Source organism: Micromonospora tarensis, assembly GCF_016803395.1.
Classification (GTDB): domain Bacteria; phylum Actinomycetota; class Actinomycetes; order Mycobacteriales; family Micromonosporaceae; genus Micromonospora; species Micromonospora tarensis.
On sequence record NZ_JAEVHL010000029.1, the window covers coordinates 14,913 to 28,717 of the forward strand.

Annotated in this window: 11 protein-coding genes and 1 pseudogene; 7 read left to right on the top strand and 5 right to left on the bottom strand. The window is 71.8% G+C overall.

Annotation, left to right across the window (positions count from 1 at the left end; genetic code table 11):
- Positions 1-33 precede the first annotated feature (33 nt).
- Positions 34-2,577: an ATP-dependent Clp protease ATP-binding subunit gene (locus JM949_RS09350; RefSeq protein WP_203148028.1), complete on the top strand. Its 2,544-nt coding sequence runs from the start codon at positions 34-36 to the stop codon at positions 2,575-2,577.
- A gap of 437 nt (positions 2,578-3,014) precedes the next feature.
- Here JM949_RS09350 and JM949_RS09355 read toward each other — a convergent pair whose 3' ends face one another.
- The gene (locus tag JM949_RS09355) at positions 3,015-3,926 is read right to left on the bottom strand and encodes an A/G-specific adenine glycosylase (RefSeq protein ID WP_203148029.1); all 912 of its coding nucleotides are present in this window, start codon (positions 3,924-3,926) and stop codon (positions 3,015-3,017) included.
- Between the two features lie 96 nt (positions 3,927-4,022).
- On the opposite strand from JM949_RS09355, the gene JM949_RS09360 reads away from it, so the two are divergent.
- The 3 genes and pseudogenes from JM949_RS09360 (at position 4,023) to JM949_RS09370 (ending at position 5,956) form a co-directional block, all read left to right on the top strand.
- Positions 4,023-4,535, top strand: coding sequence for a glycine cleavage system protein R (locus JM949_RS09360; protein WP_203148030.1), 513 nt, complete (start codon positions 4,023-4,025; stop codon positions 4,533-4,535).
- Positions 4,532-5,118: pseudogene (locus JM949_RS09365) on the top strand (peptide deformylase). Before JM949_RS09360 ends, JM949_RS09365 begins: the two are co-directional and overlap by 4 nt.
- A gap of 118 nt (positions 5,119-5,236) precedes the next feature.
- Positions 5,237-5,956 (top strand): hypothetical protein, encoded by a 720-nt coding sequence (locus JM949_RS09370; protein WP_203148031.1) that lies wholly within the window; start codon positions 5,237-5,239, stop codon positions 5,954-5,956.
- A 6-nt stretch (positions 5,957-5,962) separates the two neighbouring features.
- Here JM949_RS09370 and disA read toward each other — a convergent pair whose 3' ends face one another.
- The 4 genes from disA to JM949_RS09390 form a co-directional block, all read right to left on the bottom strand.
- Complete coding sequence (gene disA / locus JM949_RS09375) at positions 5,963-7,147, bottom strand: DNA integrity scanning diadenylate cyclase DisA (RefSeq protein WP_203148032.1); 1,185 nt, start codon at positions 7,145-7,147, stop codon at positions 5,963-5,965.
- Between the two features lie 131 nt (positions 7,148-7,278).
- Entirely contained in the window at positions 7,279-8,736 is a 1,458-nt protein-coding gene (radA, locus tag JM949_RS09380; RefSeq protein ID WP_203148033.1) for a DNA repair protein RadA, read from the bottom strand.
- An 85-nt stretch (positions 8,737-8,821) separates the two neighbouring features.
- Positions 8,822-9,631, bottom strand: coding sequence for a hypothetical protein (locus tag JM949_RS09385; RefSeq protein ID WP_203148034.1), 810 nt, complete (start codon positions 9,629-9,631; stop codon positions 8,822-8,824).
- A 141-nt stretch (positions 9,632-9,772) separates the two neighbouring features.
- Entirely contained in the window at positions 9,773-10,612 is an 840-nt protein-coding gene (locus JM949_RS09390; protein WP_407664720.1) for a UbiA family prenyltransferase, read from the bottom strand.
- A 46-nt stretch (positions 10,613-10,658) separates the two neighbouring features.
- On the opposite strand from JM949_RS09390, the gene JM949_RS09395 reads away from it, so the two are divergent.
- The 3 genes from JM949_RS09395 to JM949_RS09405 all read left to right on the top strand — a co-directional run bounded on the left by JM949_RS09395 (position 10,659) and on the right by JM949_RS09405 (position 13,784).
- Positions 10,659-11,432: a methyltransferase domain-containing protein gene (locus JM949_RS09395; protein WP_203148036.1), complete on the top strand. Its 774-nt coding sequence runs from the start codon at positions 10,659-10,661 to the stop codon at positions 11,430-11,432.
- A 41-nt stretch (positions 11,433-11,473) separates the two neighbouring features.
- Entirely contained in the window at positions 11,474-12,640 is a 1,167-nt protein-coding gene (locus JM949_RS09400) for an acyl-CoA dehydrogenase family protein (protein ID WP_203148037.1), read from the top strand.
- Positions 12,641-12,734: 94 nt separating this feature from the next.
- Complete coding sequence (locus tag JM949_RS09405) at positions 12,735-13,784, top strand: type III polyketide synthase (RefSeq protein WP_203148038.1); 1,050 nt, start codon at positions 12,735-12,737, stop codon at positions 13,782-13,784.
- Positions 13,785-13,805: the final 21 nt, after the last annotated feature.

Consider the following 13,805-nt stretch of genomic DNA (forward strand, 5'->3'; position numbering starts at 1 on the left):
TCAAGGCGCACGGCACGTGAGGAGCACGAGGGCATGTTCGAGCGGTTCACCGACCGAGCGCGACGGGTTGTCGTCCTGGCCCAAGAAGAGGCCCGGATGCTCAACCACAACTACATCGGTACGGAACACATCCTGCTGGGCCTGATCCACGAAGGTGAAGGCGTCGCGGCAAAGGCCCTGGAGAGCCTCGGCATCTCCCTGGAGGGCGTCCGCCAGCAGGTCGAGGAGATCATCGGCCAGGGTCAGCAGGCGCCGAGCGGGCACATCCCGTTCACGCCGCGGGCCAAGAAGGTGCTGGAGCTGTCGCTGCGCGAGGCGCTGCAGCTCGGCCACAACTACATCGGCACCGAGCACATCCTGCTCGGGCTGATCCGCGAGGGCGAGGGCGTTGCCGCCCAGGTGCTGGTCAAGCTCGGCGCCGACCTCAACCGGGTCCGCCAGCAGGTGATCCAGCTGCTCTCCGGCTACCAGGGCAAGGAGCCGGCCGCCGCTGGCGCCGCGCCGGGTGAGGCCGCGCCGTCGACCAGCCTGGTGCTGGACCAGTTCGGCCGCAACCTGACCCAGGCCGCCCGCGAGGGCAAGCTCGACCCGGTCATCGGGCGCGAGAAGGAAATCGAGCGGGTCATGCAGGTGCTCTCCCGCCGTACCAAGAACAACCCGGTCCTGATCGGTGAGCCCGGCGTCGGTAAGACCGCAGTGGTGGAGGGGCTCTCCCAGAAGATCATCAAGGGCGAGGTGCCCGAGACGCTCAAGGACAAGCAGCTCTACACGCTTGACCTCGGTGCGCTCGTCGCCGGCTCCCGCTACCGCGGTGACTTCGAGGAGCGCCTCAAGAAGGTGCTCAAGGAGATCCGCACCCGCGGCGACATCATCCTGTTCATCGACGAGATCCACACCCTGGTGGGTGCGGGTGCCGCCGAGGGCGCGATCGACGCCGCCAGCATCCTCAAGCCGATGCTCGCCCGTGGTGAGCTGCAGACCATCGGTGCCACCACGCTCGACGAGTACCGCAAGCACCTGGAGAAGGACGCCGCTCTCGAGCGCCGCTTCCAGCCGATCCAGGTGGGTGAGCCGTCGCTGGCGCACACCATCGAGATCCTCAAGGGCCTGCGTGACCGCTACGAGGCGCACCACCGGGTGAGCATCACCGACGCCGCCCTCGTGGCTGCCGCGACTCTGGCCGATCGATACATCTCCGACCGCTTCCTGCCGGACAAGGCGATCGACCTGATCGACGAGGCCGGTGCCCGGATGCGGATCCGTCGGATGACCGCGCCGCCAGACCTGCGTGACTTCGACGAGCGCATCGCCCAGGTGCGTCGCGACAAGGAGTCCGCGATCGACGCGCAGGACTTCGAGCGCGCCGCCCAGCTGCGGGACAAGGAGAAGCAGCTCCTTGGCCAGAAGGCGCAGCGGGAGAAGGAGTGGAAGGCCGGTGACCTGGACGTCGTCAGCGAGGTTGACGACGAGCAGATCGCCGAGGTGCTCGGCAACTGGACCGGCATCCCGGTCTACAAGCTGACCGAGGAGGAGACCTCACGCCTGCTGCGCATGGAGGACGAGCTGCACAAGCGCGTCATCGGCCAGGAGGATGCGGTCAAGGCGGTCTCGAAGGCGATCCGGCGTACCCGGGCCGGCCTGAAGGACCCGAAGCGCCCGTCGGGCTCGTTCATCTTCGCCGGCCCGTCCGGTGTCGGTAAGACCGAGCTGTCCAAGGCGCTCGCCGAGTTCCTCTTCGGCAGCGAGGATGCCCTCATCCAGCTGGACATGTCCGAGTTCCACGACCGCTACACGGTCTCCCGACTCGTGGGTGCCCCTCCCGGCTACGTCGGCTACGACGAGGGCGGGCAGCTGACCGAGAAGGTGCGGCGTCGGCCGTTCTCGGTGGTCCTCTTCGACGAGATCGAGAAGGCCCACCCGGACGTGTTCAACACGCTCCTGCAGATCCTCGAAGACGGTCGGCTCACCGACGGCCAGGGTCGGATCGTGGACTTCAAGAACACGGTCATCATCCTGACCACCAACCTGGGCACCAGGGACGTCGCCAAGGCGGTGTCGCTCGGCTTCCAGCAGTCGGAGGACTCCGAGTCCACCTACGACCGGATGAAGCAGAAGGTCAACGACGAGCTCAAGCAGCACTTCCGGCCTGAGTTCCTGAACCGGATCGACGACACCATCGTCTTCCACCAGCTGCGCCAGAACGAGATCCTCTCGATCGTGGACATCATGATCCAGCGGATCGAAGGTCAGTTGCGCAACAAGGACATGGGTCTGGAGCTGACCGACAACGCCAAGAAGTACCTGGCGGCGAAGGGCTTCGACCCGGTGCTCGGTGCCCGTCCGCTTCGTCGCACGATCCAGCGCGACATCGAGGACAACCTCTCCGAGCGGATCCTGTTCAACGAGCTGACCCCGGGTCAGATCGTCGTGGTGGACTGCGAGGGCGACCCGAACGACATCGACAAGTCCAAGCTCGTCTTCCGGGGCGCGGAGAAGCCGGTCGAAGTTCCGGACGCCGTGCCGGCCGACCTCGGCGGCACTGCCGCTGGCACCGCCGCCGCAGGCGCGGACGAGTAGCACAACCAGCAGGGGGCGGGGCCCCGGTGGCGCAAGCCACCGGGGCCCCGCCTTTCGTCGTCCCGCGCCTGCGGTATCCCCTTCGGGCCCCTTCGGCGGCCTGCGGTGCGTGAGGTGCGCGAGGTGCCTGCGGTGCATGCGGGTCTGCGGGTCAGCGGTGTTGCGGGCGCGCAAATCCGTCTGGCCGCGCTTATTTGTGTGGCCGCGTCCAAGAGCGCGCGGCCATGGGGTTTGTGTGCAAGATCGTGCAACATCCTGGTTGTACGGGTGTCCCTCTACGCTCGATGCCACTACTTCGTGGATCGAGCGCGATCTTGACTTCGCCGACGCCGACGCCGACGCCGGCGCCGGTGCGCTGCGCCATGGCCCGGGGAAGGTGGGGAGCGTGCGGAGTGCGGGGAGGCGCTGAGTGACGGGCGGGACGACGAGCGGCCGGGTCAGGTGGTGAGGTCGGCGGTGGGGAGGGAAGGGCCGTCGCCGACCAGGCGGTAGGAGTCACTTCCCGCCGGTTCGACAAGCCCGTCCCGCACCAGAGCGGCGAGGGCCCGGGCGCGCTGCACGTCATCGGTCCAGACCTGGTCCAACCGTTGGTGCGGAACCGGCTCGCTGTGCTCCCGGAGCACCCCGAGCAGCAGGCCGCGCACCTGCCGGTCGGTGCCCGCGTACCGCTGGGGTCGGCGGGTCGGCCCGACCGGCGCCTCCTGGCCGGAGGCCCGCCACGCGCAGACCGACTCGACCGGGCAGGCGGTGCAGCGCGGTGACCGGGCCGTGCAGATGACCGCGCCCAGTTCCATGAACGCGGCGCTGGCCAGTGCCGCCGCGGCTGGTTCCGCCGGGAGCAGCTCCTCGGTGGCGACCAGGTCGGCCGGCCTGGTGACCGGTCCGGCGTCCGGTTCGCCGGCCACCGCGCGGCTCACCACCCGGCGTACGTTGGTGTCGACCACGGGGTGCCGTTGCCCGTAGGCGAACGCGGCCACCGCCCGCGCCGTGTAGGTGCCGACCCCGGGCAGTGCCAGCAGCTGGTCCAGCCGGTCCGGCACATGACCGGCGTGTCGTTCGACGATCGCGACCGCGCATTCCCGTAGCCGGACGGCCCGCCGCGGATAGCCGAGTCGTCCCCACATCCGGATCGCCTCGGCCGGGGTGTCCGCCGCCAGCGCGGCCGGCTCCGGCCAGCGGGCCAGCCACTCCTGCCAGGCCGGGACCACCCGGACCACGGGCGTCTGCTGGAGCATCACCTCGCTGACCAGGATGGCCCACGGGGTGACCCCGGGCGCACGCCACGGCAGGTCACGGGCGTGCTGCTGGAACCACCGGCTGACCACTGTGGCGAAATCGGGTTGAGTCATGGCGCCGTCGATGATGTCACGGGCGGCGGTCCCGGTGGATGGGCGGCTCGGGCGGGGCGCCAGGTCGACGTTCGTCGGGCGGGGGAGAATGCGCGGATGAACGAGCTCGCGATCACCGTCATCGGTCGGGACCGGCCGGGCATTGTGGCCGACGTCGCCGAGGTACTGGCCCGACTGGGCGCGAATCTCACCGACAGCACGATGACCCGGTTGCGGGGGCATTTCGCGATGACCCTCATCTGCACCGGGCCGGCCGCCGGCGAGGTCGAGGCCGGCCTGGCGCCGCTGGCCGCCGAGGGCCAGTTGTTGGCGACCGTACGCGAGGTCACCCCGGACGGCGAGGTGCCTCCGGCGGGCGAGCCGTACGTGCTGGCGGTGCACGGTTCGGATCGGATGGGCATCGTGGCGGCGATGACGCGGGTGCTGGTGGACGCGGGGGGAAATGTCACCGATCTCAGCACCCGGCTGGCGGGCGCGCTCTACGTGGTGTTGGCGGAGGTCGAGTTGCCGGCCGGGGTGGCCGACACGCTGATCGACCGGTTGCACCGGACGGCTGCGGAGCTGGGCGTGGAGGTCACCCTCCGGCCGGCGGACCCGGACCTGCTGTGACCGGCGAGGAGAGCGGTACGCCGGACGCCGGGGCGTACGTCGGTCTGGGCGACTGGACGCCGGATTCGCTGTTGGTGCCGGGCGTGGTGCGCGCGGTGGTGTCCGCTCCGCACCCGGTGTTGAGCGAGGTCGCCGACGAGGTCGATCCCATGGCGAAGGAGACGGTCCAGCTGGCGGCCGACCTGGTCGCCACGATGAGGGTCTCGCCCGGCTGCGTCGGGTTGGCCGCGCCCCAGGTCGGGGTGGGCGCTGATGTCTTCGTCGTGGACGTGACCGGGCATCCGAAGTCGGTGACGGTGCACGGCACCTTCGTGATGTGCAACGCCCGGGTGGTCGAGGCGACCCGGTGGAAACCGGGCCGGGAGGGCTGCATGTCGGTGCCGGACCTGACCGGGGACGTGAAGCGGGCCAGCCGGCTGGTGGTGGAGGGTGTTCTGCCTGGCACCGGCGCGCGGTCCGACTGGTGACCGACGGCTTCGAGGCGCGGGCGTTGCAGCACGAGATCGACCACTGCGCGGGGCTGCTCTTTCTGGATCGGGTGGCCGGTGCGCACGCCGTCTATCAGCGCAAGGTCTATCTGTGACCGGGTGCCGAAGCGGAGCGTTGTCCGTCCTCACTGGAGGGTGTGGCGGACGCCCCGGATCGGTTCCGGCGCGTCGCGCGGCACCGGTGGGGGCAGCGCCGCTACGGTGGGGGGCATCATGCGTCTGACGGTCGGCCCCCTGCCATCCGCCGTGTACTGGCGGCGTCGCGCCGTCGTACTCGGAGCGGTTTTTCTCTTCCTGATTGTCCTGCTCTACTCCTGCACTGGTTCGGGCCGTTCGGGCGGTGGCGACTTGAAGGCGGGCGCGTCGCCGTCGGCGACGTCAGCCGCGACGTCCGGTGCTGCTGGGCCGGTGCTGACACCGCAGACCGGTGCGCCGCCACCGTCCGCGTCCACCGAGCCGGCTGCGACGGATCCGAGCCCCGCGATCACCAGCAACACGCCTCCGCTGGGTGAGGCCGCCGGTTCGGAGGACGACGGCACCTGCACCAACGAGGAGATCAGCGTGGTCTCGGTGGCGAGCCCGACCTCGGTCCAGCGGGGGGCGGTCGTCGATCTGCAACTCAAGATCAAGAACACCTCGGACCGGACGTGCAGCCGTAACGTCGGCGCCGAGGCGCAGGAGATCTTCATCAAGTCCGGTGCCGAGAAGGTCTGGTCGTCGGACACCTGCGGCAAGGTCCAGGGCTCGGACGTGCAGTCCTTCACGCCGAACTTCGAGCGCTCCTACCAGGTGGCGTGGAACGGGCGGGACACCAGCAGGTGCGACGGCAGCGGGTTGGCCGCGGGGCCGTTCCCGCCGCTCGGGACGTACCAGGTGCTCGCCCGGGTCGGCACGAAGCTCAGCGCACCTGTGAAACTCACCATCACCGGCTGAGCCGGGTCAGACGTAGCGTTCCAGGATGGATGCCTCGGCGAGCCGGGACAGCCCCTCACGGACGCCACGGGCCCGAGCGTCACCGACCCCTTCGACGGCCTGTAGGTCCTCCACGGTGGCGCCGAGCAGCCGTTGGAGGCTGCCGAAATGCGACACCAGGCGATCGACCACCGCCACCGGCAGCCGGGGCACCTTGGCCAGCAGTCGGAAGCCGCGCGGGCTGACCGCGGCGTCCAGCGCGTCGGAGGCGGCCGGGTAACCGATCGCCTTGGCCACCGACACCAGGTCGATCAGCTCGGTGGCACCGAGCAGGTCCAGCTCGACAAGCGCCTCGTCCAGGGTGCGCGACTTGCGGCCGACCGGGAGGTAATCCCGGATGACAAGCGTCCGGTCGGCGTCCACGCCGGCCATCAACTCGTCGAGTTGCAGGGCCAGCAGGCGGCCGTCGGTGCCCAGCTCCACCACGTAACCGGCGATCTCGTCGGCGATGCGGCGCACCATCTCCAGTCGCTGCACCACGGCCACCGCGTCTCGCACGGTGACCAGGTCTTCGATCTCCAGGGCGGAGAGCGTGCCGGAGACCTCGTCCAATCGGAGCTTGTAGCGCTCCAGGGTGGCGAGGGCCTGGTTGGCCCGGGAGAGGATGGCGGCCGAGTCATCGAGGACGTGCCGCTGGCCGTTGACGTAGAGGCTGATGATCCGCATCGACTGGCTGACCGAGATGACCGGGTAACCGGTCTGCCGAGCGACCCGCTCGGCGGTGCGGTGCCGGGTGCCGGACTCCTCTGTCGGAATGGACGGGTCGGGCATCAGGTGCACGGCGGCCCGGACGATCCGGGTGCCGTCGCTGGAGAGCACGACCGCGCCGTCCATCTTGCACAGCTCCCGCACCCGGGTCGCGGAGAACTCCACGTCCAGCGGAAAGCCGCCGGTGCACAGACCCTCGACGACCTTGTCGTAACCCAGGACGATGAGCGCGCCGGTGCGACCGCGCAGGATGCGCTCCAGACCGTCGCGCAGGGCGGTGCCGGGGGCCATCAGGGCAAGGTTGGCCCGCAGCGGGTCTCCGGCGCCCCCGGCAACCCCCGCAGTCACGCTCACGCTGATCGGGCGGGCGGGCGAGCCCACGGCGCCGGTGCGGGCCTGGGGCGGCGCGCCGGCTGGCTTGGTGGTATCGCGGTCGATCGGCACGGGCACATTCTACGGACTGCCGTGCGGTGGGTGCTGTCGTGGTTACTGTGATGTGTCACGATGCCGCCCTTTCCATCGTCTTCTGTCTGCGACGAGCTGTCCGGTATCGCCGTTCCCGTCGGCACGGTGAGTCACTCGGCGGACGCGCGGGCCGCATGGTGCAACGCGGCACGGACATCAGTGACCTCGGTCACCCGCATCTGCTCGGGCCCGGCGCCGGTGCTGGCCGGGCCGCAACCGGGCGGCACCAGGGCCACCTTGAACCCCAACCGGGCCGCCTCGGCCAGCCGGCGCGGCACCGCCCCGACCCGGCGCACCTCACCGGTCAGCCCCACCTCGCCGATCGCCACCAGGTGCGGCGCGATCGCCAGGTTGAGCCCACCGGACGCGACCGCCAGGGCGACCGCCAGGTCGGCGGCCGGCTCGACCACCCGGATGCCGCCCACCGTGGCGGCGAAGACCTCGCGGTCGTGCAGGGTCAGCCGCTCGGTGCGCCGTTGCAACACCGCGAGCACCATCGCCAGTCGCGCCGAGTCGAGGCCGGAGACGGTGCGTCTGGGTGAGCCGGCCACCGTCGCCCCGATCAGCGCCTGCACCTCGGTGACCAGGGCCCGCCGCCCCTCCATGGCCACCGTCACGCAGGTGCCCGGGACCGGCTCCGCGTAGCGGGTCAGGAACAGCCCGGACGGGTCGGCCAGGCTGCTGATGCCGCCCTCGTGCATTTCGAAGCAGCCGACCTCGTCGGCCGCGCCGAACCTGTTCTTCACGCCCCGCACCAGGCGCAGCGAGGAGTGCTTGTCGCCCTCGAAGTGCAGCACCACGTCGACCAGGTGCTCCAGCACCCGAGGGCCGGCGACCTGGCCGTCCTTGGTGACGTGCCCGACCAGCACGGTGGCGATGCCGCGCTCCTTGGCGACCGAGACCAGCGCGGCGGTGACCGCGCGGACCTGGGTCACGCCACCGGGCACCCCCTCGGTGCCGGTGGTGGAGATGGTCTGCACCGAGTCGAGCACCAGCAGACCCGGCTTGACCGCGTCGAGGTGCCCGAGCACCGACGCCAGGTCGCTCTCCGCGGCGAGGTAGAGCTGATCGTGCAGGGTGCCCATCCGCTCGGCGCGCAGCCGCACCTGGCTGACCGACTCCTCGCCGCTGACCACCAGCGACGGGCTGCCGGCGCCGACCGCCCACTGCTGGGCCACGTCCAGCAGGAGGGTCGACTTGCCCACGCCGGGTTCGCCGGCGAGCAACACCACCGCACCGGGCACCAGGCCGCCGCCGAGCACCCGGTCGAGCTCGCTCACCCCGGTGGGCCGGGCACGTGCCGGAGCGGCGCTGATGGTGGCGATGGGTCGGGCCGGCTCGCTGGGCATCCGGGAGCTGACCACCCGCCCGGAGACCGTCGGGCCGGTCACCGTGCTCTCCACCACCGAGCCCCACTCGCCGCACTCGGGGCAGCGCCCCACCCACTTGGGCGGCTGGTGGCCGCAGGCGTCGCACTCGTAGGCCGGACGCGGCTCGCGGGCGGTGGACCGACCACGGGCGGCACCGGCCGTGCCGCCACGCGGAGGGGTCGATCGGGAGGTGGTCACATCAGGACGCTAGCCCTCGGGTACGACGAAAACACCCCGGCGTGGTGGTCACCACGCCGGGGCGTTCGTCGATGTGCGGGTCGGGTCACTCGTGGGTCGTGCCGCCCTCGTTGCCCTCGTAGCCACCCTCGCGCTCGATGATCGGCGAGGGCGGCGCCGCCGGGGTGAGCGGCACCGCGATCGGCGCCTGCCCGGTGACCGTGTTGCCGTTGCCGAAGTCGAAGGTCACCACGACGTTCTGGCCGGAGCGCAGCGCCTCGGTCAGGCCGATCAACCGGAGCTGGGTGGTGGCCTCGGTGTTGAACTGGATGTAGCTCAACGGGGCCAGCTCGATCCGGGCCGGCTGGCCCGGGGCGGAGGGGCTGGCCGATCCGGACGCCCGGGCCGATTCCGGTGCGGACGGGGTGGCCGAGGAGGAGCCGGTCTCGGAGGGCGTCACCGACGGGCTGGCCGACCGGGACGTCGAGGTCGACGGGCTGGCCGAACCGGACGGCGTCACCGACGGGCTGGCCGAACCGGACGGCGACGGGCTCATGGCGGCGGACTCCGAGGCGGACGGCGACGGGCTCGCCGAGCCGCCGCTGATCACCACCTCGCGGGCGCTCTCGGTGGTGACGGTGACCGTCACCGTCTCCTTCGAGTCGTTGTAGATCACTGCCTCGAGCGTGGCGTCCTGGCCGGCCCGGTAACCCTCCAGGCCCGGGTACTCCACCAGCAGGCCGCGCACCGAGAAGGAACCGTTGTTGGTCGTGAGGGAGACACCCTGGACCGACGCCTCCTTCACCGCGGTCTCGGCGATCTGACCGGTGCCGCATCCGGAAGCCAGCAGGCTGACCGCCGCAACCCCGGACAGCAGCAGGGCCGCCCGCCGGGATCCCCTGATCGAGCGCGTCACGTCGGTCCTCCTCGTCACAATCCCCACCCGGGCCGTACGCCGGGCACGGTGGCCATACCCGCGCAGACCGCGGTCCAGGGTAGTTGGGGCTGATCGAGGCCCGCACGCGGACCCGGGCAATGCCACCTCAAGGGGTGCCGCTCACACCACCCGACCGCTCGCCACCAGCAGAACCACGTCGATGAGGGCGACCAGCATCACCGCCCGGAAGGCCGCCACCGGGCGCCGGCCGGCCCGGCTCGCCGAGCGTCCGGCGTACCAGCTCAGCGGTGGCACCACGGCGGCCGTGCCGACCGCCGCCAACCCGACCGCCGACGGTGGCCCGGGTGGCCCGAGGACCAGGGCGGCGGTCGCGGTGAGGAGGAGGCCGGCAGCCGCCACCCGGCTGCCGACGGCACCCAGCCGGTGTGGCAGGCCGCGCACCCCGGTGCGGGCGTCGTCGGCCAGGTCCGGCAACACGTTGGCGAAGTGCGCTCCGGCGCCCAGGCACGCCGCCGCCACCAGCAGCCAGGCGGGCGGGGTCGGCTGGTCGGGCAGGGCCAGCACCACGAAGGCGGGCAGCGCGCCGAAGGAGACGGCGTAGGGCAGCACCGAGAACGCGGTGGCCTTGAGCGGCCAGTCGTAGAGCAGCGCGGAGACCAGCGCGAGGGTCAGCCAGAATGCCGCCGTCGGGTTGGTGGTCAGCGCCAGCAGCGGGCAGGCCAGCGCGGCCACCGCGGCGGCCCAGGCCGTGGCGCGCCGACCGACCGCGCCGGCGGCGACCGGTTTGTCGGTACGCCCCACAGTGGCGTCCCGCTCGGCGTCCAGCGCGTCGTTGGTCCACCCGACGGCGAGCTGGCTGGCCAGCACGGCGAGCACCACCGAGACGATTCCGGCCGGCCGGTGGCCCACTCCCCAGGCCAGCAGACCGGCCACCGTGGTCACCGCTGCGGCTGGTTCCGGATGGCTCGCTCTGACCAGCCCTAACACCCTCGACGACATAAGGGAAGTCTGGTCGTTACCGAGCAGTCGTGCCACGCTCGGTGCCATGCGAGACGTGGCTGCGGCCGCGGCGTCCACCGGCAGGAGGGTGCTGCCGCGAAACGATCCGCGCCAGTACGACGACCTGGCCGGTGAGTGGTGGCGGCCGGATGGCGCGTTCGCGATGCTGCACTGGCTGGCCGAGGCTCGCGCGGCGCTGGTGCCACCGGCCACCCGCCCGGGCGCGTTGCTGGTCGACCTGGGTTGCGGCGCCGGCCTGCTCGCGCCGCACCTGAGCGGCAAGGGCTACCGCCACGTCGGGGTTGATCTGACCCGCTCGGCACTGCTCCAGGCGGCCGAGCACGGGGTGAGCGTGGTTCAGGGTGACGCCACCGCCGTCCCGCTGCCCGACGGTTGTGCCGACGTGGTCTCCGCGGGTGAGTTGCTGGAGCACGTGCCGGCCTGGCCGCGCGTGGTGGCCGAGGCGTGTCGACTGCTGCGCCCCGGCGGCCTGCTGGTGCTGGACACCCTGAACGACACGGCGCTGGCCCGGCTCGTCGCGGTACGGATCGCCGAGCGGCTGCCGACGGTGCCCCGGGGAATCCACGATCCACTGTTGTTCGTGGATGCCGACGCGCTGGTGGCCGAGTGCGCCCGGCACGGTGTCGACCTGCGGCTGCGGGGCATCCGTCCGCAGGTCGGTGGCCTGCTCGCCTGGCTGCTCCGGCGAGCCCGCGCGGCCCGAGCGTCGGGTGTCGCGCCCGTCGGCGGCGCGCCGCGCATCGTGCCGACCTGGTCGACCGGCGTGCTCTACCAGGGCCGGGGGGTCCGCAAAGGATAGTCGGGTCGCGGCGGGGTATGAGACGCCGAGGAGGGGACGATATGACGGTGCATGCGCTTGAGGCAGCCCGCCGGTTGGCGCCGCGGTTCGCCGCGCGGGCGGCGGAGCACGACCGGGACGGTTCCTTCCCCGTGGCCGACTTCGCCGACCTGCGCGAGGCCGGTCTGTTCGGGTTGCTGGTGCCCCGGGCGTTGGGTGGGCTGGGGGCCACGTTCGCCGAGTACACCGCAGTGGCCACGGAGCTCGCCCGGGGCAACGGTGCGACGGCCCTGGTGTTCAACATGCACGCCTCGGTCACCGGCGCGCTGGGCGCGGTCACCGAGGAGCTGGCCGAGGCGCTGGGCGTGCCGGACGAGGCGCTGGCCGCCCGCGACCGACTGCTCACGGCCGCGGCGCACGGCTCCTGGTACGCGGTGGCGATGAGCGAGCGGGGCGCGGGCGCCCGGCTGTCCCAACTGACCACCGCGTACGAGCCGACCGACGAGGGCTGGCACCTCAAGGGCAGCAAGACCTTCTGTTCCGGTGCCGGGCATGCCGACGGCTACCTGGTCGCGGCGCGGAGCGCGGCCGACCAGTCGGTGGTCTCACAGTTCCTGGTGCCGGCCGGTGACGGCCTGACCGTGGAGCCGACCTGGGATTCGCTCGGCATGCGTGCCACCTCCTCACACGACCTACACCTGGATGTGAGCGTGCCGGCCGACCGGCTGCTCGGGGGCGTGGAGGGGTTGGCGCTGGTCGTTGCCCAGTTGATGCCGCACTGGTTGGTGGCCAGCTACGCGGCCGTCTACGTCGGGGTGGCCCGCGCGGCGATCGACGCGGCGGCCGAGCACCTCAACGCCCGCAACCTGGCCGGTTTGCCGGCCGTGCGGGCCCGGCTCGGTCGGGCGGACGCGGCGACGGCGGCGGCGCAACTGGTGGTCGCGGAGGCGGCCGGTCGGGTGGACGAGGCACCGGGTGACGAGGAGACCAACCGCTGGGTGTGGCGGGCCAAGCTGCTTGCCGGCACGACGGCCGCCGAGGTGGCGGCGTCGGTGTTGGAGGCGGCGGGCACCTCGGCGACCCGCCGTGGCCACCCGCTGGAGCGGCTCTACCGGGACGCCCGCTGCGGCTCACTGCACCCGGCCACGTCGGATGTCTGCGCCGACTGGCTCGGCATCGCCGCACTGGGCGGCGACCCGGATCGCGACGGATCGGCACCGCGTTGGTGAGCCGGCCGTACGCGACTCGTGCGAAGGACAGGCCAGCCGAGGTGGCTGGTGGGAGGACCAGGGGGAGGACAGCATCTGACGAGAGGTGGGGATCGTGTCCGTACCAGTAATCGCGGGGCTCGGGACTGCACAGCCGCCGTCCGCTTCCCAGGACGAGTTGTGGGAGGGCTTCTTCTCCCGGCACTTCTCCGGGGCGACCCGGTCGTTGGCCCAGCGCATCTTCGCGAACTCGGGGGTGACCCGACGGCAGGCCGCGGTCAACCCGCTGCTGGAAGACGTCTCGGACTGGCCGACCGAGCGCCGGATGCGTCGCTACCAGGTGGAGGCCCTGCCGCTGGGCAAGGAGGCGGTGGGCCGCGCGCTGACGGCCGCCGGGCTGGGTGCCGGCGACATCGGGTTGTTCATCGTCTGCTCCTGCACCGGGTACGCCACGCCCGGGCTGGACATCTTGCTCGCCCGGGATCTCGGCATGGCCGCGGACACCCAGCGGATGTTCATCGGTCACATGGGCTGTTACGCGGCGCTGCCGGGGCTGGGCGCGGCGAGTGACTTCGTCGCCGCCCGGGGGCGACCGGCGTTGCTGCTCTGCGCGGAGCTGACCAGCCTGCACATCCAACCGTCCAGTGCCAGGGTGGACACCCAGCAGATCGTCTCCCACGCGCTCTTCTCGGACGCCGCGGTCGCCGCCGTGGTCGTTCCCGGCGGCCCGGGGTACGCGTTGCGCGAGGTCACCGCCGTCACCGACACCTCGACCGCCGATCACATGACCTGGGACGTCACCGACGCCGGCTTCCGGATGGGGCTGTCACCGAAGGTGCCGCAGGTGCTGTCGAGGCATGTTCGCAAGCTGGTCGACGACCTGCTGGCCCGGCACGGCGTGACCGGCTCGGAGGTGGACGGTTGGGCGGTGCACCCGGGCGGACCACGCATCCTCAACGTGGTCGAGCGGGAGCTGGCGTTGCCCCCGGAGGGGCTGGCGGCGTCCCGCGCGACGCTCGACGAGCACGGCAACTGCTCGTCGCCGACGGTGCTGCTGATCCTGGATCGGCTGAGCCGGGCGACGCCGGCGGCCCGGCGGATCGTGATGCTGGCGTTCGGCCCCGGTCTCACCCTGTACGCGGCCCTGCTCGATCGGCGGGAGTGATTGTCCCGGCGCTCGGCCGGT